We start from the raw sequence: 25,805 nt of genomic DNA, 5'->3' as shown, positions 1-25,805 counted from the left end.
GGTGCGGGCGTGCGGTCGTCGGGGCGGGTGTGCGGTCGTCGGGGCGGGTGTGCGGTTGCACGGGGGGCTCTCGGGGTTTCCGTCTCCGGACCCCGCGGTCTCGGGCGCCGCGGTCTCGGGCGCCGACGGGGGCTTTCAGGCGGCCGGCACCGGCTCGGGGGCTTCCGTGGGCTGGGGGGTCGTCGTCGTGCGGTCGCCCGGGTCGGCGCCCAGGATCAGGAGGGCGCCGAGGGCGGCGACGGCCGCGCAGGCGGTCCAGTGCAGCGGCGGCGAGATGCTGTAGAGGAGGCCGCCGACGGCCGGGCCGAGAGCCCCGCCGAGGGTGTGGGCGATGCCCTCGGCGCCCTGGTAGCGGCCGCGCAGGTGGGCGGGTGAGAACTCGGCGGGGTACGCGTTGGCGATCGGGGTGTAGACCGTCTCGGCGACCGTCCACACCACCACCGTCAGGGCGAGGAGCCAGACGGCCTGCATGGCGCCCGTGAGGGCCATGCCGATGCCCAGCAGGGCCAGACCGGCGGCGATCACCCGGCGCGGGTTGCGGCGCTCGGTGTGCTTGGTGAGCGGGAGCTCGATGACCACGCAGAGCAGGGCGTTGAGACCGAGCAGCAGGCCGTAGACCTTGTTGTCGAAGCCGGCGTCGGTCACGTGCAGCGGCAGGGTCGCGGTGGACTGGCCGTAGACGAAGGTCGCGGCGACCATCGAGCCGAGGAAGAGCAGGTACGGGCGGTCGGAGAGCACCTCGCGGTAGCCCCCCTTGCCCTTGCCCTTGGCCGCCGCCTGCGGTGCGGGTGTTTCGACCGGCGGGCGCCCGCCGGGCAGCGTGCACAGCGCGAGCGCGCCGAAGGCGAAGGAGAACAGGGCGTCGCCGAGGAAGACGTACGTGTACGAGGCGCCGCTGAGCAGGCCGCCGACGAGCGGGCCGACCGCCATGCCGACGTTGATGGCGAGGCGCAGCACGGCGAAGGCCGTCACCCGCTGCTTCTCGGGGACCACGTCGACGAGCAGTGCGCCGGCCGCGGGCCGGTACAGCTGGGCGAAGACGCCGACGAGTCCGACGAGCGCGGTGGTCGCGATCAGTCCGTGGGTCAGCGGGACGAGGGCGGTGGCGGCACTGCTGCCGAACATGGAGACGGCGATGGCGGTGCGCCGGCCGAAGCGGTCGGCGACCGTGCCGCCGACGGCGTTCCCGATGAACGCGCCGACTCCGACGACGCCGAGGGCCACGCCGGCCTGGAATGCGGAGAATCCCTGGGCGACCAGGAAGAGCACGAGGAATACGTTGAGGAAATTGCCGAATTTGATGAGGAACATTCCGGAGAAGATCACCCAGGCGCTTCTGGGCAGGTCTTGCAATCGTCGGCGCAAGGGGTCCTCGCCGGCCATGGGGGGCTCCTTCTGGATCGGGGGGTGATGCGTGGATGCGGTGGCATCCACCATGAAACCCACCGGTCAAGGCCCTGCCCAGAGCTGAGTGCTGGCACAAAAGAGGCTGGCACATTCCTGCCCGCCGCCCATTCCAAGATCACCGACGGGCGCTGGCTGCGTCATTCGTGCCGGGCACGGTTGTGCCAGCCCGAATCCATTTTCCGGGCCGGAATTCTGCTGCAGAGTTCTGGCCATGACCGAACACAAGCTTCTCGTCGTCGGCGGACGGATACAGACGCTGCGCAAGGCGGCTGCCCTCGGAATCCGCTTCGTGCTGATCCAGCACAGGGACCAGTTCGTGCCCGAGGCCGCCCGGCTCGCCGAGGCCGTCCTCATCGCCGACTACACCGACTGGGACGTCACCCGTCCGCTGGTGGAGGCCGCGCAGCAGGCGTACGGCTTCACCCGGGTGGCTTCGATCACCGAGCCGGGCCTGGTCCCGGCCGGCCGGATCAGCGACCACCTGGGGCTCGGCAACACCTCCGAGGAGGTCGCCGAGCTGCTGCGCGACAAGCACGCGATGCGCCGCCACCTGGCCGCGTCCCCCTCCGCGGAGGTGCGGGCCCTGTCGGTGGCCGCCGCCGAGGTCGACGGCGTCGAGGCGCTGACCGCGTTCGGCGCCGAGCACGGCTACCCGTTCGTGCTCAAGCCCACCGACGCCACGGCCAGCCTGGGTGTCGTACGGATCGACGGACCGGAGCAGGCCGCCGCGGCCTGGGCCGGGGTGGAGGCCCTGCGGGCCCGCACCGACCTCCAGTGGGGTGCGTTCTTCACCATCGGCCGGTTCATCGCCGAGCAGTACATCCCCGGCCCCGAATACAGCGTCGAGAGCTTCTCCTTCGCGGGACGCCACATCGTCCTGGCGGTGACCGAGAAGCTCACCGGCGGCGGGTTCATCGAGCTCGGCCACGCCCTGCCGGCCCGTCTCGACCCGGTGGACGAGCGGAGCATCGAGGAGGCCGTCGCCCGCTTCCTGGACGCGATGGGCCTGACCGACGGGGCCGCGCACACCGAGCTGCGACTGTCCCCGACGGGCCCGCAGATCATCGAGAGCCACAACCGGATGGGCGGCGACCGGATCTTCGACCTGCTGAACTCCGCCTACGGCATCGACCTCGAAGAGTGGATCGTCGCCTGGCAGTTCGGGTTGATCCCGGCGCTCACCGAGCGCCCCGCCCCCCGCCATGCGGCGGCCACCCGCTTCCTGTCCGCCGAGCCGGGAACGGTCGTGGAGATCCAGGGCGCGGACGAGGCCCTGGCGCTGGCCGACGTCATCGACGTGGAGACCACCGTGCGGCCCGGCGACACCGTCGGGGAGCTGCGCGGCAACTGGGACCGGGTCGGTCAGGTCCTGGTCACCGGCGCGGACACCGAGGCGGCCGTCGCGACGGCGGAACGGCTCACCGAGAAGGTCACCGTCGTCACCACCGGCACCCCCGGTACCACCCCCCTGCACGCCTCCCATGGAAAGACCGCGTCATGAAGATCCTGCTGATCATGCGGAACACGTACGCGTGGCACCGCGAGCACATCGAGACCCTGGAGCGGATGGGCCTGGAGATCCACCTGGCGACGCGGGTCGCCCAGGCCGCGGACGACGGCCGGTTCGCGAACGTCGTGCCGATCCCGCAGGAACTGGAGGGCACGGAACTCGCCGACTTCTGCGCCGCCGCGGCCCGCCGGCTCGGCATCACCTCGGCGATCACCTTCTACGACAGCGACATCGCCGTCACCTCCACCGTCAACCGGCTGCTCGGGCACGCCTGGCCGCGACCCGAGGCCGACCTGATATCCCGCGACAAGCAGCTCCAGCGGTCCTTCCTGGAGCGGCACGGGCTGCCCGGACCGCAGTTCGCGGGCGTCGACGGTGTCGAGGCCGGTCTCGCCGCGGCGGAGTCCTTCACGTACCCGTTCATCGTCAAGCCGAGCGCGCTGGCCGCCAGCATCGGCGTCAGTCTGGTCCGCGACCGGGCCGAGCTGGAGCGGGCGCTGACCGACGTCGCCCGTCTCGCCGAGGAGTGGGGCGGCTACTTCCCGAGCGAGGGTCCCGAGATCGCCCTGCTGGAGGAGTTCCTGCCGGGCAAGGAGGTCACCCTCGACGGAGTGGTCCTGGACGGGACGTTCCACCTGGTGGGCGTCACCAACAAGATGCAGATGCCGGGTCCGTACTTCGAGGAGGACTTCTACACCCTCCCGTTCCGCACGCCGGAGGAGGAGCCGGAGCTGGTCGCGGTCGCCGAGGGCATCGTGGCGGGCCTGGGCGTGCGGCACTGCCTGTTCAACGCCGAGTTCCGGCAGGACTCCGAGGGCCGTTACCGGGTCGTGGAGTTCGCCACCCGGATGAGCGGCGGCCAGAACTACCGCAACCTGCGCGAGGTCCACGGCATCGACGCGGTCCGCCTCTACGCCAAGGCGGTCCTGGCCGGGGACGACGCGGACTCCCTCGCCGCGCTGCTGGACGGCGAGGTGCAGCGGGCGGCGGCCCCGCGCGCCGCCACCTGCATCAAGTTCGCGTACCGGACCGGGACGCTCGTCCGCAACAACCCGGGCGACGCGACGCACTCCCCCCACTTCCGCTCGTACATCCCCGCCTCGAAGCCGGGCGACCGGCTGCGACGCGCCCCCGAGGGCTGGTACGAGATCGCCGGCTCGCTCGCGGTCGCCGCGCCCTACCGCAGCGCCGCCGACATCGACCGGGTGGAGCGGATCGCCGCCGACCTCGACGAGCGGCTCGACGTGGTCGTCGTACCGGCCGCCTGAGCCGTGCCGCAGCCCGCCCGAAGCGATGTTTCACGTGAAACATCGCCCGATGTACCGGACTTCGACTGTTTCACGTGAAACATCGGCCCGTCTTCGCGGACTTCGCCCGGCGCCCCTCCCCACCACACTCCACCGACGCGGAAAGAGCCCCACGTGCACGCCAACGACCCCGTGTTCCGGATGGGAATCACGGAGCCCACCGCCATCGACCCGTACAAGGCCCAGGAGGGCGAGGGGATCCTCGTCTGCAAGGCCCTGTTCACCGGGCTCCTGGCCCTCGACGGGGACGGCTCCCTGATCCCGGCCACCGCCCGGTCGTGGGAGAGCGATCCTACAGCCACCACCTGGACCTTCACGCTGCGTGCCGGAACGGTCTTCAGCAACGGGGAGCCGGTCACCGCGCACAGCTTCGTGCGCGGCTGGGCGCGGGCTCTGGACCCCCAGGCCAACACGGAGACCGCGTACCACCTGGCGGGCGTGCGCTCCTTCACCGCGGTCGACGACACGACACTGGTGGTCGAGCTGTCCGAGCCCGACGTGCAGTTCGACCTCAAGACCCTCCAGCCGATCTTCAGCCCGGTGCCGGAGTGCGCCGGCCCGGCGCTGAACCCGGTGTACAACGACCTCCCGGTCGGCAACGGCCCGTTCAAGATGGCCGGACCCTGGGAGCACGGAACGGCGATCCGGCTGGAGCGCAACGACCTGTGGGCGGGGCCCGCGCCCGAGGTGCGCGAGGTGCACATCGACATCCTCGACGCGGTGACGGGCCTGGACGACGAGTACGAACGTTTCCTGACCGGCGTGTACGACTACGCCCGGATCCCCCCGGCGCGCACCGCCGAGGCGGCCGCGCTCGACGGCTTCCTGGAGCAGGAGGGCGCCGGCCTCTTCTACCTGATCCCGTTCTGCCACCAGGCGCCGATGGACTCGCTGGACGCCCGCCGGGCCCTGTCCGCGGCCATCGACCGGCAGGCGCTGATCGACACCTACTTCCAGGGGAGGCGCAGCGCGGCCCACTCCCTGCTGTCCCCCTGGTTCGGCAAGGCCCACACCCCGCTCGCGGAGGCGGCCGCGGATCCGGACGGCGGCTGGTCGGGATACGACCCGCAGCGGGCACGTGCGGCGGCCCTGCGGGCGGGCCTGGGCCCCGGCAGCCGCGTCGAGTTCGCGTACAACACCGGCGCCGGGCACGACGACTGGGTCAAGGCACTGGCCCGCGGCCTGGAGGAGGTCCTGGGCTGGCGGATCGAGCTGCTGCGGACCGACGCCCGCGGGCTGGTCGACCACCGGACCTCGATCGCGGCGGCCGGTTTCTGCCGGGCCGGCTGGGCCTGCGACTACCCCACCCCGGACAACATGCTCTTCCCGCTGCTGCACTCCTCGTGCACGGCGCCCGACGCCGAGGGCACCGCCCACGGCGACAACGAAGGCCGGTACGTGAACCCGGAGTTCGACGCCCTGCTGGCGCGCGCCCGGGCCTCGACGGACCCGGCGGAGCGCGCCGACGCCTGGCGCCGCGCGGACCGCGCCGCGATGGCGGACCTGGCGCTGATCCCGCTCTGGTACCGGACCGACCAGCGGGTCCACGCCGCCGGCCGGATCACCGGCCTGCGCATCGACTTCGACGGAAACCCCACCCTCACCACTGTCAAGGCAAGGAAGACCACCCGATGAGTGCGAGCACGACTCCCGTCCACGACATCCTCGGCATCGGCTTCGGGCCGGCGAACCTGGCCCTCGCCATCGCCCTGGAGGAGCGCGAGTCGCCGCTGACGGCCCGCTTCCTGGAGGCCCGTCCGAGCCCCGAGTGGCAGCCCGGGATGCTGCTGGACGGCTCCGACATCCAGAACCACCCCAGCCGCGACCTGGTGACCCTGCGCAACCCGCGCAGCCGCTACACGTTCCTGAACTACCTGCACGAGCAGGGCCGGCTGCTGCGCCACCTCAACCTCCCCTCGGAGTTCCCGCTCCGCAAGGAGTACGCGGGCTACATCCGCTGGGCCGCCGGGTTCTTCTCGCACCTGGTCGACTGCAACCAGCGGGCGGCCCGCGTCGAGATCGTCGAGGAGCACGGCGAGCGCGTCTACGAGGTCACCACCATGTCGGGCAGCCGCTACCTGGGCCGCACGCTCGTGATGGGTCCGGGCCGCACCCCGTACGTCCCGGCCCCGTACGACACGCTGCGCACCCCGCGGATCTTCCACCTGACCCAGTACCTGCCCAAGCTCGCGGAACTGGCCGGGGAGGGCCGTGCCCCGGAGTCGGTGGCGGTCATCGGCGGCAGCCAGAGCGCCGTCGAGCTCGCCCTCGACCTGCACCGCCGCTTCCCGCGGACCAAGGTCACCACGTACACGCGCTCGCACTCACTGCGGCTGAAGGACACCAGCCCGTTCAGCGAGGAGGGCTACTTCCCCGAGTTCACCGACTACTACTTCCGGGCGTCCCGCGAGGGGAAGAAGGCCCTGGACGCGTACATGCACGGCACGAACTACTCCTCCGCCGACGGCGACGTGCTGCGCGACCTCTACATGACGATCTACGAGCAGGAGCTCGACGGCGACCAGAAGGTGTTCGTCCGCGGCAACCACGAGGCCGTGGGCGTGGCCCCCGAGACCGGGGAGCGGATCGCCCTGGACTTCGTCGAGCGCACCACCGGCGAGCGGATCAGCGAGGTCGTCGACTTCGCGGTCCTCGCCACCGGCTTCCGCAACATGGGTCCCGGCCCGCACGAGGAGCTGTGCCCGCCGCTGATGGCACCGCTCGCGGAGCTCTTCGCCACCGAGCCGGACGGCCGCCTCCAGGTGTCGGCCGACTACGCGCTCGAACCGGTCGCCGACGGGACCCCGCCGCTCTTCCTGAACGGCCTGTGCGAGTCCAGCCACGGCATCGGTGACGCGGGCTCCTTCAGCCTCCTGTCGCTGCGCGCCGCGACCCTCACCGACGCCCTGACCGCCCGCCTGACGGGCGCCGCCACCATCGCCGCCGACCGCAGCGCCGTACTCGCCGCCGCCTGACCGGAAAGGTCCCCGCTTCCCATGACCGCCACGATCGACACCCCGGTCCCGGCCCCGCTGGCCTACACGGCCCCCGTGATCAACGGCCCGCTGCCCGGGCCGCTCAGCGCCGAGCTGCTGGACCGGCAGGCCGGCCGCGAGTCCAACTCCCGCTCCTACCCGCGCAAACTGCCGATGGCGATCCGCCGCGGCCGCGGCTCGTACGTCGAGGACCTCGACGGGAACGTCTTCCTCGACTTCCTCAGCGGCGCCGGCGTGCTCTCCCTGGGCCACAACCACCCCGAGCCGCTCGCCGCCGCCCACCGTCAGCTCGACGAGTTCGTGCACGGGCTGGACTTCCCCACCCCGGTCAAGGACGAGTTCACCGACCTGACCATCGGGATGCTGCCGGAGCCGATGCGCGAGCGCACCCGGATCCACTTCTGCGGGCCGACCGGTGCCAACGCCGTCGACGCCGCCCTCAAGCTGTGCAAGACCGCCACCGGCCGCGAGGAGATCATCACCTTCCAGGGCGGCTTCCACGGCGCGACCCTGGCCGCGCTGAGCGTCACCGGGCTCGTCGAGCAGAAGGAGCCGGTCCGCGGCCGGATGCCGGGCGTGCACTTCTTCCCGTACTCCAACTGCCACAACTGCCCCCTCGGCCTCAAGCGGGACAACTGCCAGGTCAACTGCGCGGCGTTCCTGGAGAAGGCGCTGACCGACGTCAACGGCGGGATCACCCTGCCCGCCGCCGTGATCATGGAGCTGGTGCAGGGCGAGGGCGGGGTCATTCCGGCCGAGGTCGAGTTCGTCCAGCGGATCCGGGAGGTCACCCGACGGCTCGGCATACCGCTGATCGTCGACGAGGTGCAGAGCGGCTGCGGCCGCACCGGCACCTGGTTCGCCTTCGAGCAGTACGGCATCGAGCCCGACGTCGTGTGCGCCTCCAAGGCCCTGTCCGGCATGGGCCTGCCCGCCTCCGTGATCCTCTACGACGAGAAGCTCGACGTGTGGAAGCCCGGCGCCCACTCCGGCACGTTCCGCGGCAACCAGCCCGCGTTCGCCGCCGGCGTCGCCACCATGAAGGTCGTCAAGCGCGAGCGCGTCCTGGAGAACGTCCGGGCCCGCGCCGACCAGCTGATGGTCCACCTCCAGGGCCTGCGCGAGATCACCCCGTACGTGGCCGACGTGCGCGGCCTCGGCCTGATGACCGGCGTCGAGCTGACCGACCCGGAGACCGGGCTGCCCGCCGACACCCTCGCCAAGCGGGTCCAGTGGGAGGCCGTCAGCCGCGGCCTGATCATCGAGCTCGGCGGCCGCGACGACTGCGTCGTGCGCATGCTGCCGCCGCTGAACTGCTCGGCCCGCGAGATCGACCAGGCCGGCCGGATCATCCGCGAGTCCCTGACGGCCGCCCTGGCCGCGCTCGGCCTGCCCGCGGGCGGTGCCCGGTGACCAGGCACGACACAGCCGTCCAGGACCTGGTCGTGGCCGGCTTCGGCCCCTCGGGGATCGCGCTCGCCGCCGCCGTCGAGGACCACGACGACGCCGCCGGCACGGCCCCGCTGGCCGCCCGCTACCTGGAGAAGGCCGCCGACTCCGCCTGGCAGCCCAACCTGGTCCTGCCCGGCACCGACATCCAGCACCACTTCCTGCGCGACTTCGCCACTCCGCGCGACGCCCGCTCCCGCTTCACCTTCCCCCACTACCTCCAGCAGAGCGGCCGCTTCTACCCGTTCACGCTGATGGGCGGCTACGTCAGCCGCCTGGAGTGGTCGGACTACGTCCAGTGGGCCGCCGGACAGGTCCGCGGCGCCGTCGACTACCACCGCGAAGTGCTGAGCGTCGAACCCGTCACCGGCTCCGACGGCCGCGTCCGCACCGCCCGCGTCCTGTCCCGGGACACCCGCGACGGCTCCCTGCACACCGTCGAGGGCCGCAACGTCGCCCTCGCCACCGGCCACGAGGCCTACGTACCGGAGCTCTTCCGACCGCACCTGGGCGAGCGGGTCTTCCACGCCTCGAAGCTGCTGCCCGGCCTGGCCGCCCTCGGCGAGCGGCCGCTGCGCTCCATCGCCGTCATCGGAGCCGGGCAGACCGCGGGCGAGATCGTGCTGCACCTGGCCGCGCAGCACCCCGACGCCGAGATCCACTCGGTGGTGCGCCACGCCGGCTTCCGGATGTACGAACTCGGCCACTTCAGCAACGAGGTGTACTTCCCCGACGAGACCGACTACTTCTACGGACTCGAGGGCGACCAGCGCGAGCGCGCCCTCGACCAGGCCCGCGCCACCAACTACGCGGCCGTCGACCCCGACGTCTCCACCGCCCTCTACCAGGCCGTCTACCAGGACCGGTTCACGGGCCGCCAGCGCCTGCACATGCACAAGCGGACCGAGGTCACCGACGTGGACCGGGCCCCGGACGGCCGGGTGCTGCTGCGCACCGCCGAGGTGTTCACCGGCGGGGCCGGCCTGATCGAGGCCGACGCCGTGATCGTCTGCACCGGCTACCGGGAGGCCGCCCTCCCCCGTCAGCTCGCCGCGTTCGTCCCCCACCTGCGCCTCGACGCGCAGGGCCGGCCCGAGGTCACCCGCGCCTACCGGGCCCTCACCACCGACGACTGCGAGGTCGGGATCTACCTCGACGGGCTCACCGAGTGGCGGCACGGCATCGGCAGCGCCACCTCCTTCAGCCAGATGGCCGCCAAGGCCGACACCATCCACCGCGACCTGCGCGCCCGCCTGCGCCAGCCCGTCGCCGCCTGATTGGACCCGTACGCGATGCACATCTTCACCGCCCACGAGGACGACATGGTCTTCGAGGAGCCGTACAACGTCAGCGGCCGGCGGATCTTCCCCTGGCCCGAGGCCGTCGAGGAACCCAACTGGGGCGGCGCCTGGGTCGACGTGGCGCCCGGCGCCACCTCCACCCCGCACGACCACGACGAGAACGAGATGTTCTTCATCGTCGAGGGCAGCGGGGTCATGCGGATCGGCGACGAGACCCGCCGGGTCCGCGCCGGCGAGACCGTGTTCATCACCCCCTTCCAGGACCACGACCTGACCAACGACGGCGACGTACGGCTGCGCTTCGTCACCATCTGGTGGGGCGGCTCCGACGCCGTCGCCCGGGACCGCGCCAAGTGGGCCGCCGAGTTCGGCATCACGGACCCGGGCCCCGCGGCAGACCCGGCAACAGCGGCGGCACCGGCCGGGAGGCCCGCGGCACCGGCCGGGAGCCCCGCGGTACCGAGCGCCCCCGCAGACCCCCGGCAGGTCGTGGCATGAGCCCCATCGTCCACGCGCACGCCGACGCCATCGTCGTCGGTGGCGGAGTGATCGGCGCGGCCATCGCGCACCAGCTCGCCCTCGCCGGCGTCGGCCGGATCGTCCTGTGCGACCAGGGCCGGGTCAACGCCCAGGGCGCCACCTCCCGCTCCGGCGGACTGCTGCGGCTGCACCACACCTCCGTCGCCGACACCCGCCTCGCCGCCCGCAGCCTGCCCGTCTTCGAGCAGTGGTCGGACATCATCGGCGGCTGCTGCGGCTACCGCCGTACCGGCTTCGTCATGATCGTCGGCGAGAACCACGCCGACGACCTGCGCTACAACGCCGCCGCGTCCGCGGACGCCGCCGGATACCGCCGCGTCGAGGTCATCGACGCCGCCGAGCTGAAGGAGATCTACCCCGGCCTGCGCACCGAAGGCATCGGGCTCGCCGCATACGAGCCCGAAGGCGGCTACGCCGACCCGATGGCCGCCTCCCACGCGCTGCTCACCGCCGCCTACCGGCTCGGGGTCTCCCCCTCCGAAGGCATCCGCGCGGTGAAGGTGCTGGAGAAGGCGGGGACCGTCACCGGCGTCCTCACCTCCATCGGCCGCATCGACGCCCCGCTGGTGGTCCTGGCCGGCGGAGCCTGGGGCTCGGCGCCCGCCGAGTACCTCGGCATCCACATCCCCGTCACCGCGCGCCGGATCGGCCTGGCCCAGGCCGAACTGCCCGGCGCCGGCCGGCGCGGATCGGCAGCCTCCGTACCGACCTGCATCGACGACACCACCGGCAGCTACTTCCGGCCCGACGGCCTCGACCGCTTCTACTTCGGCGTCCCCAGCAAGCCCGACACCGAACTGGGACGCGACGTGGAGCCGCTGACCGAGAGCGAGCTGGAGGCCGCGATCGCCGCGATCGCCGACCGGGTCCCGGCCGCCGCCACCGCCCCGCTCGCCGGCACCCGCTCCGGCCTCGACGGCTACACCCCCGACAAGCGCCCGGTCGTGGGCGCGGCCGGCCCCGACGGGCTGTACCTGGCCCTCGGCTTCAGCGGCGGCGGGTTCAAGCTGGCGCCCGCCGTCGCCGAACTCGCCGCGAAGGAGATCGTCGAGGGCGGTGCCGTCCCCGGCAAGGCCGTCCAGGAACTGCTGGAGCCGTACCGGCCGCAGCGCTTCCTCGCGGGCCGCCCGATCCGCCCGGAGGCGCCGTATGACCACATGTGAGACGAGCCCGCAGGACGCGCTCCGGGAGGGAGGCCTCCGGGAGGACGAGCCGCACGACGAACCGTTCGAGGACCGGCGGCCGCTGCGCGAGGTGCTGCGCGAGGACGTGCAGACCGTCCTCGACAAGGACCCGGCGGCCGGCTCCCGCGCCGAGGTCCTGCTCTACCCGCACATCCACGCGCTGTGGACCTACCGGCTCGCGCACTGGCTGTGGGGCCGCGGCCACCGCGTCCTCGCCCGCGCCCTGTCCCTGCTGGCCCGTGCCGTCTCCGGCATCGAGATCCACCCCGGGGCGCGGATCGGCCGCCGCTTCTTCGTCGACCACGGCACGGCCGTCGTCATCGGCGAGACCGTCCGGATCGGCGACGACGTGATGCTCTACCACCAGGTCACGCTCGGCTCGGTCGGCTGGTGGAAGGACCTGCGCCGGCCCTCCGGATCCCGCCGGCACCCCGTCGTCGGCGACCGCGTCGTCATCGGCACCGGCGCCAGCGTCCTCGGCCCGGTCACCATCGGCGCCGACTCCCGGATCGGCGCCCACTCGGTCGTCCTCGACGACCTGCCGCCGCGCAGCCGCGTCGTCGCCGCCGCCTCCGCCGCCCTGCCGCCGCTCGACACCGCCGCCCCGGCGGACGCCGCGGCCCTCGACTCCTCCGCCCTGATCCTCCCCGAAGGAACCCACGCGTCATGACCTCCTACGTCGTCACCAGCGCCCCGCCGAACCCGAACGGCGACCTCCACCTCGGCCACCTCTCCGGCCCCTTCCTCGGCGCCGACGTCCTCACCCGGCACCTGCGCCAGCGCGGCCACGACGTGCGCTACGTGGGCTACTCCGACGAGCACTCCTGCTACGTACCGCGCCGGGCCGCCGAGATCGGCTCCACCGCGTACCCGACCGCCAAGCTCTTCGGCGACCGCATGGAGGAGACCCTGTCGCTGGGCGCCATGCACCACGACTGGTTCACCCGCCCGCTCACCGACTCCACCCACACCGAGTTCGTCCAGCGCTTCTTCCTGGAACTGTGGGAGTCCGGCGCCCTGGAGGTGCAGGAGCTGCCCGTCTTCCACTGCGCGCCCTGCGACCGGTACCTGTACGAGGCCGAGGTGCGCGGCGAGTGCCAGTTCTGCGCCGAGCCGTCCGACGGCGTGTACTGCGAGGCCTGCGGCCTGCCCCAGGACCCGGCCGGGCTCGCCGCCCCCCGCTGCACCGCCTGCTGGAACACCCCTCGGACCACGACCCTGCGCCGCATCGTGTTCCCGCTGGAGCGCTGGCGCGACCGGCTCCGGGCCTACTACGCCGACGCGCAGGCCAAGGCCGAATGGCGGCCCAGGCTGATCTCGTACCTGGACGGCCTGTTCGAGCGGGCCCTGCCCGACACCGCGATCAGCCGCGAGGCGGACTACGGCATCCCGGTCCCGCTGCCCGGCTGGGAGGGGCACGTCCTCGACACCTGGTTCAGCGGCATCTGGGGCTACGCGGCGGGCACCGCCCGCGTCGCCGAGGCGAACGGCGACCGCTCCCAGTGGGAGCGGCTGTGGACCGACCCCGAGACCCGGATCGTCAACTTCATCGGCTTCGACTGCTCGTTCTCGCACGCCGTGCTGTGGCCCGCGCTGCTGCTCGCCCAGGGTGAGCTGACGCTGCCCGCGCAGGTCGTCATCAACGAGTTCTACCGGCTGGAGGGCGACAAGTTCTCCACCAGCCGCGGACACGCCATCTGGGGCGGCGAGTTCCTGCGCCGGGTCAACGCGGACGCACTGCGCTTCCACCTGTGCCTGACGGGCCCGGAGCGGGCGCAGAACAACTTCTCCATGAAGGAGTTCGCCGACACCCTCAGCACCGTCCTCGCCGGCGGCCTGGAACGCTGGACCGACACCGTACTGGACCTGCTCGCCCAGGACTTCGACTCCGTCGTGCCGGCCGCCGGGCCCGCGGACGGCCCGCTCGCCGCCGAACGCGCCGCACTGCCCGGTCAGATCGCCGCAGCGCTCGGCGCGGAGGCCTTCTCCCCGCAGCGCGCCGCCGACGTCCTGGCCACCGTGATCGAGCGGGCCGACGCCGATCTGCGGGAGCTCGCCCTGCTGCGGGTGTCCGGGCCGCGCGAGGAGTACGCGGGCCGGCTCGCCGCGCACGTGGAGCTGCTGGCCGCGGTCGCGGTCACGGCGGCGCCGCTGATGCCGGGCTGGTCCGCGTTCCTCGCCGGGCACCTGGGCCTGCCGGTGGACCTCGGCACGCGGATGCCCGAGTGGGCCGGCGTGGAGGGGCGGCTCCTGGCGGAGGGCACGACGCTGCCGGCCGCCACCCCGCTGTTCTTCCACGAGCTGTCGTGATGCCGGACCGGACCGCGGCTCGCGCTGCGGGTCCGGCTCCCGGAGCCGGTGACGGGTGGGCCGCCGGGGCCGCGAACGCACTGGGCGCGGTCCTGGGAGCGGGAACCCTGCTCCTCCCGGCGGCCCTCGCCCCGGCGTCCGCCTCCCGGACCGGCATCGCCGTGGCGGCCGTGCTGGCCGGCTGGTGCCTGCTGGTCGCCGCCGCGGGCGGTACGGCGCACTCCGGGCCCGTGGCCTTCGTACGGCGGCGGCTCGGCCCGGGACCGGCCCGGGCGGTCACCGCGCTCTACTTCGGCGGCTTCGCCACCGGGCAGGCGGCGGTGGCACTGGGCACCGCGCAGTTCGCCGCCGGTGCGCTCGCCTCGGCGGGCGTCCACGGGGCCGGCGCGGCCGCCGGAGGCGACTCGGGCTGGCGCTCGTACGCGGTCGCCGCCGCCGTCCTGGGCACCGCCGCCGTGTACGCCTGGTGCGTCCCGCGTCCGCCGTCCCCCGCGGGGCAGAGGCTGCGGCTGGCCGCCGTCCTGGCCCTGGCGCTCGCGTGGCGGGCCCTGGGCGGGCCCCTGCCCGGAGCGGGGACCGACGGCCGGGCCGCGCTGCTCGTGGCCGTGCCCCTGTTGTTCGGCTGGGTCGGCCTCGAAGGGGCGGTGCCCGCCCTGGCGCGGCGACGGGCGTTCGGCGGGACGCTGCTGGGCATCGCGCTGGCGGCCGCGCTGTACGCCGTACTGCCGGCGCCGCAGCCCTCCGCGCCGGCTGCGCACCCGGTCGCGGCGGCCGCCCTCGGGCTCGGCTCCGCCGCGGTCTGCTGGACGTACGTACGCACCAACCTCCGGGCCACGGCCGCCCGCTGGACCGAACTCACCGGCCGGACCCGGCGGGGCGGGCTCCTCGCCGCGGCCCTCATCGCCCTCGGGGCACTCATCCTCGGCCGGGCCGCCCACGGGGGCGTGTCCGTCCTGCTCCTCGGCCCCGGTGCAGCCACCGCGGCCCTGTACACCCTCATCGCCGTGGCGGCCCTGCGCCGCCCCCGTCCTCAGGAGAACACCGACCATGACCACCACGACGGCCCCGACCGCAACCACGACCACGACGGGCACAACCACAACCGCGACCGCGACCGCCCGGACCGTGCCCCCGTCCTCGAAGGTGCTGCGCGTGCCGCCCGCTGACCCGGCGACCGCCGCGGCCCACTTCCACCGCCGCTTCACCTTCGAGGCCGATGTCGCCGACGTGCACGCGGACGTGGAATCCGGCGCCGCGGGCTTCGTGCTCGTCGACAGCCGCAGCGCCGAGGCCTGGGAGCAGGGCCACGTCCCCGGCGCCGTGCACCTGCCCACGGACGAGATCGCGGCCCGCGCCGCCGCACTCGTACCGCCGGGCAGCGTGGTCGTCACGTACTGCTGGGGCCCCGGCTGCAACGGCGCCACCCGGGCCGCGTACGCCTTCGCGAGCGCCGGGTACCGGGTCAAGGAAATGCTCGGCGGCTTCGAGTACTGGTCCCGGGAGGGCTTCCCGGTGGAGGACTCGGCCGGGACCCGCCGGTCGGCGCCGGACCCGCTGACGGCCCCCGTCGCGGCGGGCGCCGCCTGCGGCTGCTGAACCGCGTCAGAGCAGGCCTTCCTCCACGGCCCGCTGCCCGAGCTGGAATCGGCTCTGCGCGTCCAGCTTCTCCATCAGCTCCGAGATGAGCCGCCGCTCGCTGCGCAGGGAGATCCCCAGCCGGCGGGCGGCGGCCTCGTCCGTGTAGCCCTGGGCCAGCAGGCGCAGCAGCTCGCGCGGCTGCGAGCCGGGGTCCTCCAGGCTGCGCCGGGGCGGCTCGCCGAACGGGGTGGCCGTCTCCCACACGGAGTCGAACAGCGCGCAGAAGGCGGTGACGGCGCCCGGTTCGCGCAGCAGCACCGCGCCCTGTGCGCTGTCCGCCGGGTCGATCGGCATCAGCGCGAACTCCCGGTCGGTGATGACCATGCGCATCGGCAGTGAGGGCACCGTCCGCACCTCGCCGCCGCGCTCGGTCAGCCAGCGGGCGTGCTCCAGGCTGCCCGGGTCGTTGCGGATGGCGTCCTGGTAGATGGTGCGGATCTTCACGCCACGCGCGATGAGGTCCTCGGTCAGCGGCTCGCTGGCCTTGAACTGCGCGGCGGGCACCGGGCCGCCGGGGTGGAAGCTGATCGACTCGCGGCGGGTCCGGGCGGACAGCTCGCTCAGCTTGGCCCGGACCGCGTCGACGCCGAGGAACCGCTCGGCCTCGTGCGCGGGCTGGGCCGGATGCAGTTCGGCGTACTGCGACAGCAGCGCGCTCGCGGCGGCCTGGCTCTCGGCGAGGGCGCGGTGGCGCTGGGCGATCTCCGCCTGCTGGTGGGCGAGCAGCGAATCGAGCGCGGCCTTCGGGTTCACCGCCCGCAGCCGTCCGTCGGTCCGCCAGGACGGCGCGAGGAGGGAGAGCCGGGTCAGCTCCTCCAGGTCCGCGCGTACGTCGTCCTCGGACCGCGCGAGTTCGGCGGCGACATCGGTGACGGCGAGATCCGGCCGTCTCAGGATGAGGCGGTAGAGCGCGTCGGAGCGCTCCGTCAGCCCAAGCGAAACCAACAAAGGAGCCCCCCAGCTCGCGGTTCGGAGCGGCAGCACAGCTGGACCGACAACGCTGGCGGCATGCGGCCCTCCGAGGGCCGATCTTGCACCCTGGATTGTCCATACCAGCCGTCGTCTGCACAAACACCGTCCATCACGCGGACAGCCGGGACGGCCAACTCGCCCTGGAAACCGGCCCGCTGGCACGGTTATGTCAGAGCTGTTTGTGCCAGCGGAAACCGGCGACACGGCCCTGCCGTGCTCGGCACGATGGCGGCACGCCGGAACGAGAGATCCGGCCATCCGCCCCGCTCCCCACCGGCTCGATAAGAGGCATCCCCACCATGCGTCGCAAGCTCATCACCCTCATCACCGTCACCGCCGCCGCTCTGATCGCCGTGATCGGCACGAGCACCGCCGGCCAGGCCCAGGAGCTCGCCGCCGGTCCGAAGGACCCGGGCTGGTCGGTGGTCACCCCCACCCCCCAGGACCCGGGCTGGTCGTAGACGCCGAAGCGCCCCACCCGGCAGTGCCGGACGGGGCGCTCCACACGACGTAGGCCATGTCGGACTCGAACCGACAACCAACGGATAGAAGTCCAGGCAGATCATGCCGGGCCGTGCCAGCACGTCCCCTCACGCATCGCTCACGCCTGCGGCGGCGCCGACCCGGGCTCTCGTTACCCCTTGTACGCAGCAGCGAGGCTGGTTGGGCGGTCTCCCGGTCGGGATAAGAAGCGGAACGGGTTAGCACGGGGGCATCCGCTCAGTAGTCGGAGAAGTTCCAGAACATGCCCACTTCGGTGTCCGAGACGACGATCAGGCCGTAGTCCTCCGGGTAGATGCTCAGCGGGCTGTACGCCCAGCCGGACGAAGTGAAGTCGAGCGTGCCGCGCACGTGGCCGGGCCTGCTGACGTTGGTGTGATAGCGGGCCGCGTCCCCGTAGCGCGCGAGGACCGTGCGAGCCATGGCCCGCAGTTCCTCCTCGCTGTCCGTGAAGCGCCCCAGGTTGGAGAGGGTGCACTTGTCGTCCGTGAGGGCCAGGAGCAGGCTCTCGGCGCTGTCCCGGTCGATCTCCTGGAGACGCTCCGCGACGTACTCCGGGGGGTGGGCGGCGAAGGGGTACGTGGGGAACCCCTCGCGCTCCGGCGCCTGCGCCGCGTCGTCGAGACCGGCCCAGCCCCGCGGGTCCGGGACCCGGGCCATCAGCGCGAGGATGTCGAGGATCCAGTCCTCGTGGAGGCGCGGGCCGGTGGCGTCGTACGGGTACGCATCCTCGTAGAGGTGGCGTACCGCGGCTTCCCAGGACGTCTGGTCGACGGACATGTGGTGCTGGCCTTTCTCGGCGGACCGCTAGGACTTCGAGGGCATCGACGTCATGACGGTGAAGGGCGGGTTGCGGCTGCTGTCGTACTTGATGCGCGTGTCGATGCCGTTCACGTCGTACGCCTTGGCACCGAGCCCGCCCTGCTTGTACCCGGACAGCGGGTCGTTCGGGTCCACAGGCTGCTTGCTCACGCTGCGGCCGCTGGTCTCGCCGTTGGGCGCCGTCGCGTAGAACGGCCAGCTGTACTCGTCCCCGCGCCAGCAGATGCGAACTCGAGCTGTGCGGCCAGAGGCGTTCAGCGAGCACGTGCGCCGCCGTGGTCATCACAGCGTGCGTGGGCTCGTCGGGCTCGGGATCCAGAACGGTGGGCGGATGCGGACTGGGACCGGCACCGTCGATGATGCCCTGGTTTCGGAGGATACGTCCCAAGACAGCTATCCCATAGCGGCCAAGTTGCTTCTCGACAGCCAGGTCGAAGTCGTTGGGCGGCACGTTCCGCTTGGCTCGACGGAGCAGGAGGAGCATCCCGTTCAGTGGGTGCTTCGGGGTCCACCGAGGGATCTGCATCGGGCGCTGGCCGCGGAGGCGGCTGCGGCTGGGGTCTCCGCCGAGTTGCTCCAGCAGTGGGGACTCAAGGCACAACGACTCAGGGGCCACCTACCAACATCGATAGGTGGCCCCTGAGCACCAGGTCAGAGGATGTGTCCCTCGCCTGTGAGCGGTAGGCCATGTCGGACTCGAACCGACAACCAACGGATTAAAAGTCCGCTGCTCTGCCAATTGAGCTAATGGCCCTCACGTGCTCACCCCAGAGCATAGCCGGAGACCAACGGCAGGCCGATCGAGTATCGACCGACCGGCCCCGTCACGGCCCACAAAACGCGGACAGGGCCCCCACGACGGTGTCGTGGGGGCCCTGTCGGGCAGTCAGCTCGGGGCCGTCAGCCGTCAGCCGTTGCGCTTCCAGCGGGGCTTGTCGTCACGGCGGCCGCCGAAGGAACCGGTCGAGCCGGAGCCGGAGGGGCGGTTGTCGTCGCGGCGGCCGTACGGGCGGTCGCCGCCGCCGGAGCGGAAGCCACCGGAGGGACGGTCGTCGCGGCGGAAGCCGCCACGGTCGCCACCGCGGTCGTCACGGTTGAAGCCACCGGAGGGACGGTCGTCACGACGGAAGCCGCCGGAGGGACGGTCACCGCCGGAGCGGAAGCCACCGGAGGGACGGTCGTCGCGGCGGAAGCCGCCACGGTCGCCACCGCGGTCGTCACGGTTGAAGCCGCCCGACGGACGGTCGTCACGACGGAAGCCACCGCGGTCACCGCCACGGTCGTCACGGCGGTCACCGCCGGAGCGGAAGCCACCCGAGGGACGGTCGTCGCGGCGGAAGCCGCCACGGTCGCCACCGCGGTCGTCACGGTTGAAGCCGCCCGACGGACGGTCGTCACGACGGAAGCCGCCGGAGGGACGGTCACCGCGGTCGTCACGGCGGAAGCCGCCACGGTCGCCGCCACGGTCGTCACGGCGGAAGCCGCCACGGTCACCGCGGTCGTCACGACGGTTGTCGCGGCGCTCGTAGTTGCCCCGCTCGTCACGGGCCTGGAAGGACGGACGCTCGTCGGCGACCGGCGTGGCCGCGACGGCGGCCGCGACCTCGGCCTCGGCGGCCTCGACCACCTCGGCGACAGCGGCCTCGGGGTCCTCGCCGCGCTCACGGGCGGAGCGGGCGACCAGACGGTCGGCCTCCTCGCGCAGCTCGGCGGCACGACGCGTCATGCGCTCCAGCTGCTTGGTGAGGTCGGCGACCTCGCGCTCGGCCTGCTTGGCGGCGTTGTTCGCGGAGTCGGCCTGGACCTCGGTGAGCGAGCGCGCACCGGTGATCTCGGCGACCTCGGGGTCGAAGGCGCCGGCGCCCTGGACGATGTGGCGCGAGGCGTCCACGCCCGCGTCCTCCATCAGGCGGAAGATCTGGCGGCGCTGGTGCGGCAGGGCCAGGGAGACCACGACACCCGACTTGCCGGCACGGGCGGTGCGGCCCGAGCGGTGCAGGTAGTCCTTGTGGTCGCCGGCCGGGTCCACGTTCAGGACCAGGTCGATGCCGTCGACGTGGATGCCGCGGGCGGCGACGTCGGTGGCGACGAGCGCGTTGACGTAGCCGTCCTTGAAGTCGGCGAGGACGCGGGTACGGGCACCCTGCGTCATGCCGCCGTGCAGCGCGTCGGCCTTCACGCCGGCCTCGACGAGCTGCTCGGCGATGCGGTCGGCGCCCAGCTGGGTGCGGACGAAGATGATGGTGCGGCCCTTGCGGGCGGCGATGGCGGCCGTGACCGGCGCCTTGTCCTTCGGCTTCACGACGAGGACGTGGTGCGTCATGGTCGTGACGTTGCCCTGGGCGCTGTCGACCTCGTGCGTGACGGGGTTGGTCAGGTAGCGCTTGACCAGGGTGCCGATCTCGTTCTCCATGGTGGCGGAGAAGAGCATGCGCTGGCCGCCGCCGGGGATCTGGTCGAGCAGCTCGGTGACCTCGGGCAGGAAGCCCAGGTCGGCCATCTGGTCGGCCTCGTCGAGGACGGCCACCTCGACGTTCTCCAGGGAGCAGGCGCCGCGGTTGATGATGTCGCGCAGACGGCCCGGGGTGGCGACGAGGACGTCGACGCCGCGCTCCAGGGCGTAGATCTGGTTGCCCATGGAGGTACCGCCGCAGACGACCTTCATCTTCAGGCCGAGCACGTCGCCGTAGGGCTGGAGGGCGTCCGCGACCTGCATCGCGAGCTCACGGGTCGGCGTGAGGATGATCGCGCGGGGCTTCTTCTTCTCGGTGTGGCCACCGGCCAGGCGGGCCAGGGTGGGCAGACCGAAGGAGAGGGTCTTGCCGGAGCCGGTGCGGCCGCGGCCGAGGATGTCCTTGCCGGCCAGGGCGTCCGGGATGGTCGCGGCCTGGATCGGGAAGGGGGTGGTGACGCCGTTCTGCGCGAGCTTGCGCACGACGCCCTCGGGCAGACCGAGGTCGCCGAAGGTGACGGTGGGCTCGGCGTCGGCGTCGGTGGACCGGTCGTTCGTCACGTCGGCTTCGAGAGCCTCGATGATCTCGTCCGCCTCAGCGGCCTCGATCGCCTCGGTGACCACAAGGGCCTCGACGGCGTCGACGATCTCGTTCGAGTCGTTCTCGGGCATGACGGCACGGTCAGAACTGGAAATGGACATGCGAAATGCGAAACCTTCCGGAGTCTCGGCACGCGCCCAAACTCCGTGAATCGCAAATCGACCGCCTCAATGCGGTCAGCCACGGCTAGGGAGAGTACGCGCCACACGGCGCTCTTCGGATTCGGCGCCGGGCAATGGGATCAAACGATCTATAACCATACGCACCCTCCCGGGGGTCTGGCAAGTCGTTCCGGCCCGATCCGTCCTGACCTGCGACGATCCCCCGATCCCGGGGAGCCGGATCCGGCTCCGGGGACCCCCGGGCGGGCCGCCCGGGGCTAGGAGCTGGACGAGGGACTGGGCTCCGGAGCTGGGGGCGTCGGGTCCGCAGGAGTGGGCGAAGTCACGGGCGGCTGCGGGCTCGGCGGCGTGACGGGCGGCGGTGTGACCTGCGTCCCACCGGAACCACTGTGTCCGGATCCGCCCGAGGTGGGCTGCTGCGGTCCCTGGCCGCCGGCCCCGCCGCCCGGACCGGCCGACGGCGAGGGCGCCCCGGGCCGTCCGGCGGGCGCGCCCGGGCTGGGGGAGGCCCCGACGGCCCCGGAGGCCTTGCCGTCCTCGGCCGGCCTGCCTTCCTCGCCCGCCGCGCCGGGCTTCGAGCCGTGGCCGCCGCCGCGGGCGCCCGCACCCCTGCCGGGTACGGAACCTCCCGCCTCGGCGGCCGCCTTGCCTTCTGCGGAGGAGGACGGTCCGGGCTTCGCGGCGCCCTCGCCGACGCTCATGCAGCCCGCGGTCGCCGCGACCGCGAGCGCGGAGACGGCCAGCCGGAGGGAGGCGGACAACTGGCGCACGGGGCACCTCCTGGGGGTCTCCCCGGCAGCAGCCGGGGGAGGGCGGTTCAGGGTCCGCATGAGCGGGTCAATGTGCCCAACTCCCTTTGCCCCGCAAGAGACACGCCCTTGGGGACACCGCCTGTCCGCAATCCGCCGCCGCGCCCGGCGGCACCCCGGCACCCACCGGCGCGGTGGGCACCACTTCAGGCGAACAACCACCTCAGGCGAACAACTGCCGCCCCACCTGCACCCCCAGCGTCACCGCGCCCAGCCCGGCCAGTACCGAGGCCGCCACGTTCGCCGCCGCCAGGAACCGCCAACCGCGCTCGTACAGCCGCAGCGTCTCGTACGAGAACGTCGAGTACGTGCTCAGCGCCCCGCACAGCCCGGGGCCCACCAGCAGGTGCAGCCACGCGGGTGCCGCTCCGGCCAGCACCGCCCCCGTCAGCAGCCCGAGCACCAGGCAGGCGCCCGCGTTCACCACGAACGTCCCCCACGGGAACACCGAATCGTGCCGCGCCTGCACCACACGGTCCGTCAGATAGCGCAGCGGTGCCCCCACCACCGCGCCCAGCAGCACCGGGAGCCAGTTCACACCGGCCTCCTCGGTCCGCCGCGCACCGGGAGGCCCGTCGCCAGGCGGGTCAGCGAGGCCCCCGCCCACACCGCACCCAGCGCCCCCACCACCGTGAGCCCGGCGTACGCCAGCGCCGCCCCGGCCTCCCCCGCGTCCAGCAGCCGGGAGAAGTCCACGGCGTACGTCGAGAAGGTGGTGAACCCGCCGAGCACCCCGACCCCGCAGAACGGCCGGACCAGCGGGTGCGGCGCCGTCCGGCCGCCCTCGCTGATCAGCACCATGAGCACTCCGATCAGCGCACAGCCGATCACGTTGGTCCAGAACGTCGTCCACGGGAAGTCCGCCGCGCCGGCCGGCCACAGCAGCGCCGCCCCGTACCGCGCCGAGGCCCCGAGGGCGCCGCCGGCGGCGATCGCGGCCAGCACGTGCCCGGGCCGCTCGGCGCGCTGCCCGGGCACATGGAGGTCGACGTCCGGGTCGATCGCCTCGGCACCGGGGTCCGCGCCGGGGTCCGCGCCGGCGCCGAGACCGGGCTGCGGGCCGGTCACCCGTAGCCCAGCGCGTGGAGCCGGTCGTCGTCGATGCCGAAGTGATGGGCGATCTCGTGCACCACCGTGACCTCCGTCTCGGCGATCACGCTCTCGCGGTCCTCGCACATCCGCAGCGTGGGGTTGCGGAAGATCGTGATCCGGTCCGGCAGCACTCCGGCGTACCACTCGCCGCGGTCCGTCAGCGGGGTCCCCTCGTACAGCCCGAGCAGCCCGGGGTCGTCGGTCGGCGGTTCGTCCTCGACGAACACCGCCACGTTGTCCATCAGCCGCGTCAGCTCGGGCGGGATGCGGTCCAGGGCCTCTGCGACGAGCTCCTCGAACTCCTCGCGCGTCATCTCCAGCACCGGGCCATTGTCCCTCCGGCGGGGCCACTCCCCACATGGGGGAGAAACCGTTTTGGCGATACCTCCCCGGATCCCATATGCTTCTCACGTCCCCGACGCGCTGAATAAGTGCCCGGCGGGCCTTTAGCCCTCATCGTCTAGTGGCCCAGGACGCCGCCCTTTCAAGGCGGTAGCACGGGTTCGAATCCCGTTGGGGGTACGCATTACCGTGTGCAAGACTTGTCTCGCACACTGCAAGGTCCTGTGGAGCAGTTGGTTAGCTCGCCACCCTGTCAAGGTGGAGGTCGCGGGTTCAAGTCCCGTCAGGATCGCTGAGGCCGGAAACGGTCTCGTGGCTGGGTAGCTCAGTTGGTACGAGCGATCGCCTGAAAAGCGATAGGTCGCCGGTTCGACCCCGGCCCCAGCCACCACAAGAAGGCCCCGTCCATCGGACGGGGCCTTCTGCGTCACCCGGTCACCCGGTCTCCCGCTCCGCACGCTCCGCATGCTCCGCACGCCCGGCGCGGCGCCACTGCGTCACACCGACCGCCGCCGCGCCCGCCGCCACCAGCCCGAGCAGCGCCCAGTCCGGGACGGCGTCCGCGAGGACGCGGACCCGCTGCTCCACCGCGTACGAGTCGTCCACGTCGAGCAGCCCCGGCAGCGCGCTCGCCCCGTCGTACGCGAGGAACAGCGCGCCGAGGGCGATGAAGAACAGCCCCGAGAGCAGCGAGGTCGTGTGCAGCTCGAAACGGCCCACCCGCACGACCCGCCCCCGCAGCCAGCGCCGCCGGCCCAGGTCGAACCGCTCCCACAGCAGCGCCAGCAGGAACAGCGGCACGGCCATGCCCAGCGCGTACACCGCCAGCAGCAGGCCGCCGTAGACCGGGCTGCCGCTGACCGCCGCCACCGTCAGGACGCTGCCCAGGATCGGGCCGGCGCAGAACCCGGCCAGCCCGTAGACCGCGCCCAGCGCGTACACCGACAGGGCGGTCGTGGGCCTGATCCGCCCGGACAGCTCCGAGATCCGCTTCGAGGCGAAGCCGAGGCCGAGGATCTGCGCGATCCCGAGCGCGATGATCAGCCAGCCGCCGGCCAGGACGAGCCCGTCGCGGTTGCTGTGGAAGAAGCGCCCGGCGTACGAGCCCGCCGCGCCCAGCGGGACGAGGGTGCTGGCCAGGCCCGCGTAGAAGATCCCGGTCCGGGCCAGCAGCCGCGAGGCGGAGTCGATCGAGTACGCGAAGAAGGCGGGCAGCAGCAGCGCGCTGCACGGGCTGAGCAGGGCGAGGAGGCCGCCGAGCAGGGCGGCCAGGTAGCCGATGTCACCGACGTCGGTCACCGGGCGGCCTGCGGCTCGGCCTGGGCCTTGGCCTGCGCCTTGGCCTTGGCGATGGCCGCGGCGAAGGCGTCCAGCGGCTGGGCGCCCGCGATCGGCTGCCCGTTGACCAGGAAGGACGGGGTGGAGGTGACGCCGATGCGGTAGCCCTCCTCCTGGTCCTTGCGCAGGGCGGCAGCGGCGGCCTCGCCGTCCATGTCCTTCTCGAAGCGCTCCGGGTCCGGTACCCCGGCCTCGCGGGCCAGCTCCAGCAGCCGGGCCCGGCCGAAGCCCTTCTCCTTGGAGCCGTCGGCGTACGCGGCCGCGTGGAACGCCGCGAACCGGTCCTGCTGCCCGGCGGCCCAGGCGGCCCTGGCCGCGGCCTCGGAGTCGGCGCCGAAGATCGGGAAGTTGCGCCACTCGATGCGCAGGGTGCCGTCCTCGACGTACTTCTTGACCAGCTCGGGCTCGGTGTCGCGGGCGAACTTGCCGCAGTAGCCGCACTTGAAGTCGGAGTACTCGATCAGCACGACGGGGGCGTCGGGCCGGCCGGCGGCGAGCTTGTCGCCGGACTCGCGGCGGGCGAGCGCCTTCAGCCCGGCGGCGGCGTCGGCGCGGGCCCCGGGGGTGGCTCCCGAGGTGCCGCCGGACCGGCCGGACGCCTTGTCGGCGGGGGCGGTGGCCTGCCAGGACACGATCCCGAGGGTGACGGCGGCGACCGCGACCCCGGCGGAGACCAGCAGCCGCTTGCGGACGGAAGCGGCAGAGGAGGAAGAGGAGGAGGAAGACATACGGGTGCTCCAGAGATACGGGTGTGGAAAGGGGGGACCGGCGGAAGGGCCGGTCCTCTACACCCGCATCACGGACAGCTCCACCGGCCCCGGCGCCACCCGGTCGGGCCCCCGTGCGCGCACCCGCGCGGGCGGCGTCCGGTCGCCCCAGAGCTGCTCCACCGCGGGCCGCCCGGCGGGAACGTGCCCGTGCTCGCCGCGCACCGGCCCCACCGGCACCTGCGGCCGCTGCGACCCGGGCTCACACCCGGGCCCCCGCCCGCCCGGAACGCCGGCATCCACCCGCCCCGGGCCGGCACGCCCAACCGCTGCACCCGGCCCGGGCGGGGACTGCGCACCGGCGCGCCCGGCCACCCCCACCGGAACGGACGGCGCCGGGCCGCC

General features: G+C 72.9%; 24 protein-coding genes and 4 tRNA genes. 16 read left to right on the top strand and 12 right to left on the bottom strand.

Features of this window, described 5'->3' with window-relative positions; genetic code table 11:
* Positions 1-135: 135 nt before the first annotated feature.
* Positions 136-1,383: an MFS transporter gene (locus ACIPK4_RS09610; RefSeq protein WP_159044496.1), complete on the bottom strand. Its 1,248-nt coding sequence runs from the start codon at positions 1,381-1,383 to the stop codon at positions 136-138.
* A gap of 235 nt (positions 1,384-1,618) precedes the next feature.
* On the opposite strand from ACIPK4_RS09610, the gene ACIPK4_RS09605 reads away from it, so the two are divergent.
* The 12 genes from ACIPK4_RS09605 to ACIPK4_RS09550 all read left to right on the top strand — a co-directional run bounded on the left by ACIPK4_RS09605 (position 1,619) and on the right by ACIPK4_RS09550 (position 15,600).
* Complete coding sequence (locus tag ACIPK4_RS09605) at positions 1,619-2,908, top strand: ATP-grasp domain-containing protein (RefSeq protein WP_402310568.1); 1,290 nt, start codon at positions 1,619-1,621, stop codon at positions 2,906-2,908.
* A complete protein-coding gene (locus ACIPK4_RS09600; protein WP_402310566.1) occupies positions 2,905-4,185 on the top strand; it encodes an acetyl-CoA carboxylase biotin carboxylase subunit family protein in 1,281 nt (426 codons plus the stop codon). Before ACIPK4_RS09605 ends, ACIPK4_RS09600 begins: the two co-directional genes overlap by 4 nt.
* A gap of 153 nt (positions 4,186-4,338) precedes the next feature.
* Complete coding sequence (locus tag ACIPK4_RS09595; protein ID WP_402310563.1) at positions 4,339-5,859, top strand: ABC transporter substrate-binding protein; 1,521 nt, start codon at positions 4,339-4,341, stop codon at positions 5,857-5,859.
* The gene (locus ACIPK4_RS09590) at positions 5,856-7,199 is read left to right on the top strand and encodes a lysine N(6)-hydroxylase/L-ornithine N(5)-oxygenase family protein (RefSeq protein ID WP_402310561.1); all 1,344 of its coding nucleotides are present in this window, start codon (positions 5,856-5,858) and stop codon (positions 7,197-7,199) included. Before ACIPK4_RS09595 ends, ACIPK4_RS09590 begins: the two co-directional genes overlap by 4 nt.
* A 21-nt stretch (positions 7,200-7,220) precedes the next feature.
* Positions 7,221-8,633: a diaminobutyrate--2-oxoglutarate transaminase family protein gene (locus ACIPK4_RS09585; protein ID WP_402310558.1), complete on the top strand. Its 1,413-nt coding sequence runs from the start codon at positions 7,221-7,223 to the stop codon at positions 8,631-8,633.
* A complete protein-coding gene (locus ACIPK4_RS09580; protein WP_402310555.1) occupies positions 8,630-9,946 on the top strand; it encodes a SidA/IucD/PvdA family monooxygenase in 1,317 nt (438 codons plus the stop codon). The genes ACIPK4_RS09585 and ACIPK4_RS09580 overlap by 4 nt, the downstream gene beginning before the upstream one ends.
* A 15-nt stretch (positions 9,947-9,961) precedes the next feature.
* On the top strand, positions 9,962-10,468 hold the full coding sequence (locus ACIPK4_RS09575; RefSeq protein ID WP_402310553.1) for a cupin domain-containing protein: 507 nt from the start codon (positions 9,962-9,964) through the stop codon (positions 10,466-10,468).
* A complete protein-coding gene (locus ACIPK4_RS09570; RefSeq protein WP_402310550.1) occupies positions 10,465-11,673 on the top strand; it encodes an NAD(P)/FAD-dependent oxidoreductase in 1,209 nt (402 codons plus the stop codon). The genes ACIPK4_RS09575 and ACIPK4_RS09570 overlap by 4 nt, the downstream gene beginning before the upstream one ends.
* Positions 11,660-12,364 carry a serine O-acetyltransferase EpsC gene (gene epsC, locus ACIPK4_RS09565; protein ID WP_402310548.1) on the top strand — a complete coding sequence of 235 codons (705 nt, stop codon included), beginning with the start codon at positions 11,660-11,662 and terminating at the stop codon, positions 12,362-12,364. The genes ACIPK4_RS09570 and epsC overlap by 14 nt, the downstream gene beginning before the upstream one ends.
* Positions 12,361-14,004, top strand: coding sequence for a methionine--tRNA ligase (locus ACIPK4_RS09560; RefSeq protein ID WP_402310547.1), 1,644 nt, complete (start codon positions 12,361-12,363; stop codon positions 14,002-14,004). Before epsC ends, ACIPK4_RS09560 begins: the two co-directional genes overlap by 4 nt.
* Positions 14,004-15,170, top strand: coding sequence for a hypothetical protein (locus ACIPK4_RS09555; RefSeq protein WP_402310545.1), 1,167 nt, complete (start codon positions 14,004-14,006; stop codon positions 15,168-15,170). The genes ACIPK4_RS09560 and ACIPK4_RS09555 overlap by 1 nt, the downstream gene beginning before the upstream one ends.
* Positions 15,052-15,600: a rhodanese-like domain-containing protein gene (locus ACIPK4_RS09550; protein ID WP_402310543.1), complete on the top strand. Its 549-nt coding sequence runs from the start codon at positions 15,052-15,054 to the stop codon at positions 15,598-15,600. The genes ACIPK4_RS09555 and ACIPK4_RS09550 overlap by 119 nt, the downstream gene beginning before the upstream one ends.
* A 6-nt stretch (positions 15,601-15,606) precedes the next feature.
* Here ACIPK4_RS09550 and ACIPK4_RS09545 read toward each other — a convergent pair whose 3' ends face one another.
* A complete protein-coding gene (locus tag ACIPK4_RS09545; RefSeq protein ID WP_063789442.1) occupies positions 15,607-16,590 on the bottom strand; it encodes a helix-turn-helix transcriptional regulator in 984 nt (327 codons plus the stop codon).
* A gap of 323 nt (positions 16,591-16,913) precedes the next feature.
* Here ACIPK4_RS09545 and ACIPK4_RS09540 point away from each other — a divergent pair, with 323 nt between their 5' ends.
* Positions 16,914-17,075, top strand: a complete 162-nt coding sequence (locus ACIPK4_RS09540; RefSeq protein ID WP_159044494.1) for a hypothetical protein — start codon at positions 16,914-16,916, stop codon at positions 17,073-17,075.
* Positions 17,076-17,334: 259 nt separating this feature from the next.
* On the opposite strand, the gene ACIPK4_RS09535 is transcribed toward ACIPK4_RS09540, so the two are convergent.
* The 8 genes from ACIPK4_RS09535 to ACIPK4_RS09500 all read right to left on the bottom strand — a co-directional run bounded on the left by ACIPK4_RS09535 (position 17,335) and on the right by ACIPK4_RS09500 (position 23,336).
* Positions 17,335-17,895 (bottom strand): hypothetical protein, encoded by a 561-nt coding sequence (locus ACIPK4_RS09535; protein WP_402310542.1) that lies wholly within the window; start codon positions 17,893-17,895, stop codon positions 17,335-17,337.
* 27 nt (positions 17,896-17,922) lie between these two features.
* The gene (locus ACIPK4_RS09530; RefSeq protein ID WP_402310540.1) at positions 17,923-18,087 is read right to left on the bottom strand and encodes a hypothetical protein; all 165 of its coding nucleotides are present in this window, start codon (positions 18,085-18,087) and stop codon (positions 17,923-17,925) included.
* Positions 18,088-18,618: 531 nt separating this feature from the next.
* Positions 18,619-18,691: transfer RNA gene (locus ACIPK4_RS09525), tRNA-Lys, on the bottom strand.
* 153 nt (positions 18,692-18,844) lie between these two features.
* Positions 18,845-21,091, bottom strand: coding sequence for a DEAD/DEAH box helicase (locus tag ACIPK4_RS09520; protein WP_402310539.1), 2,247 nt, complete (start codon positions 21,089-21,091; stop codon positions 18,845-18,847).
* Positions 21,092-21,369: 278 nt separating this feature from the next.
* Positions 21,370-21,882, bottom strand: a complete 513-nt coding sequence (locus tag ACIPK4_RS09515; protein WP_402310537.1) for a hypothetical protein — start codon at positions 21,880-21,882, stop codon at positions 21,370-21,372.
* A gap of 202 nt (positions 21,883-22,084) precedes the next feature.
* On the bottom strand, positions 22,085-22,459 hold the full coding sequence (locus ACIPK4_RS09510) for a fluoride efflux transporter FluC (RefSeq protein ID WP_402310535.1): 375 nt from the start codon (positions 22,457-22,459) through the stop codon (positions 22,085-22,087).
* The gene (locus ACIPK4_RS09505; RefSeq protein WP_402310533.1) at positions 22,456-22,989 is read right to left on the bottom strand and encodes a CrcB family protein; all 534 of its coding nucleotides are present in this window, start codon (positions 22,987-22,989) and stop codon (positions 22,456-22,458) included. The genes ACIPK4_RS09510 and ACIPK4_RS09505 overlap by 4 nt, the downstream gene beginning before the upstream one ends.
* Positions 22,986-23,336: a metallopeptidase family protein gene (locus tag ACIPK4_RS09500; RefSeq protein ID WP_402310531.1), complete on the bottom strand. Its 351-nt coding sequence runs from the start codon at positions 23,334-23,336 to the stop codon at positions 22,986-22,988. The genes ACIPK4_RS09505 and ACIPK4_RS09500 overlap by 4 nt, the downstream gene beginning before the upstream one ends.
* A gap of 126 nt (positions 23,337-23,462) precedes the next feature.
* Here ACIPK4_RS09500 and ACIPK4_RS09495 point away from each other — a divergent pair.
* From ACIPK4_RS09495 to ACIPK4_RS09485, 3 genes are all read left to right on the top strand, one after another.
* Positions 23,463-23,535: transfer RNA gene (locus tag ACIPK4_RS09495), tRNA-Glu, on the top strand.
* Positions 23,536-23,573: 38 nt separating this feature from the next.
* Positions 23,574-23,647, top strand: a tRNA-Asp gene (locus tag ACIPK4_RS09490).
* A 22-nt stretch (positions 23,648-23,669) separates the two neighbouring features.
* A tRNA-Phe gene (locus tag ACIPK4_RS09485) sits at positions 23,670-23,746 on the top strand.
* A gap of 44 nt (positions 23,747-23,790) precedes the next feature.
* On the opposite strand, the gene ACIPK4_RS09480 is transcribed toward ACIPK4_RS09485, so the two are convergent.
* Both ACIPK4_RS09480 and ACIPK4_RS09475 read right to left on the bottom strand, forming a co-directional pair.
* The gene (locus tag ACIPK4_RS09480) at positions 23,791-24,654 is read right to left on the bottom strand and encodes a cytochrome c biogenesis CcdA family protein (RefSeq protein WP_402310529.1); all 864 of its coding nucleotides are present in this window, start codon (positions 24,652-24,654) and stop codon (positions 23,791-23,793) included.
* A complete protein-coding gene (locus ACIPK4_RS09475) occupies positions 24,651-25,421 on the bottom strand; it encodes a DsbA family protein (RefSeq protein WP_402310528.1) in 771 nt (256 codons plus the stop codon). Before ACIPK4_RS09475 ends, ACIPK4_RS09480 begins: the two co-directional genes overlap by 4 nt.
* Positions 25,422-25,805: the final 384 nt, after the last annotated feature.

The sequence above is a fragment of the Streptomyces sp. NPDC086989 genome (genome assembly GCF_044745505.1).
Lineage (GTDB): Bacteria > Actinomycetota > Actinomycetes > Streptomycetales > Streptomycetaceae > Streptomyces.
This window is presented reverse-complemented; position numbering and strand designations above follow the sequence as displayed.

What these genes read in the sequence shown, in the direction of transcription:
- ACIPK4_RS09560 (WP_402310547.1), top strand. Translation starts at nt 12,361, where the DNA reads ATGACCTCCTACGTCGTCACCAGCGCCCCGCCGAACCCGAACGGCGAC.
- ACIPK4_RS09610 (WP_159044496.1), bottom strand. Translation starts at nt 1,383, where the DNA reads ATGGCCGGCGAGGACCCCTTGCGCCGACGATTGCAAGACCTGCCCAGA.
- ACIPK4_RS09575 (WP_402310553.1), top strand. Translation starts at nt 9,962, where the DNA reads ATGCACATCTTCACCGCCCACGAGGACGACATGGTCTTCGAGGAGCCG.
- ACIPK4_RS09590 (WP_402310561.1), top strand. Translation starts at nt 5,856, where the DNA reads ATGAGTGCGAGCACGACTCCCGTCCACGACATCCTCGGCATCGGCTTC.
- ACIPK4_RS09540 (WP_159044494.1), top strand. Translation starts at nt 16,914, where the DNA reads ATGCGTCGCAAGCTCATCACCCTCATCACCGTCACCGCCGCCGCTCTG.
- ACIPK4_RS09605 (WP_402310568.1), top strand. Translation starts at nt 1,619, where the DNA reads ATGACCGAACACAAGCTTCTCGTCGTCGGCGGACGGATACAGACGCTG.
- ACIPK4_RS09585 (WP_402310558.1), top strand. Translation starts at nt 7,221, where the DNA reads ATGACCGCCACGATCGACACCCCGGTCCCGGCCCCGCTGGCCTACACG.
- ACIPK4_RS09520 (WP_402310539.1), bottom strand. Translation starts at nt 21,091, where the DNA reads ATGTCCATTTCCAGTTCTGACCGTGCCGTCATGCCCGAGAACGACTCG.
- ACIPK4_RS09550 (WP_402310543.1), top strand. Translation starts at nt 15,052, where the DNA reads ATGACCACCACGACGGCCCCGACCGCAACCACGACCACGACGGGCACA.
- epsC (WP_402310548.1), top strand. Translation starts at nt 11,660, where the DNA reads ATGACCACATGTGAGACGAGCCCGCAGGACGCGCTCCGGGAGGGAGGC.
- ACIPK4_RS09570 (WP_402310550.1), top strand. Translation starts at nt 10,465, where the DNA reads ATGAGCCCCATCGTCCACGCGCACGCCGACGCCATCGTCGTCGGTGGC.
- ACIPK4_RS09555 (WP_402310545.1), top strand. Translation starts at nt 14,004, where the DNA reads ATGCCGGACCGGACCGCGGCTCGCGCTGCGGGTCCGGCTCCCGGAGCC.
- ACIPK4_RS09600 (WP_402310566.1), top strand. Translation starts at nt 2,905, where the DNA reads ATGAAGATCCTGCTGATCATGCGGAACACGTACGCGTGGCACCGCGAG.
- ACIPK4_RS09535 (WP_402310542.1), bottom strand. Translation starts at nt 17,895, where the DNA reads ATGTCCGTCGACCAGACGTCCTGGGAAGCCGCGGTACGCCACCTCTAC.
- ACIPK4_RS09475 (WP_402310528.1), bottom strand. Translation starts at nt 25,421, where the DNA reads ATGTCTTCCTCCTCCTCTTCCTCCTCTGCCGCTTCCGTCCGCAAGCGG.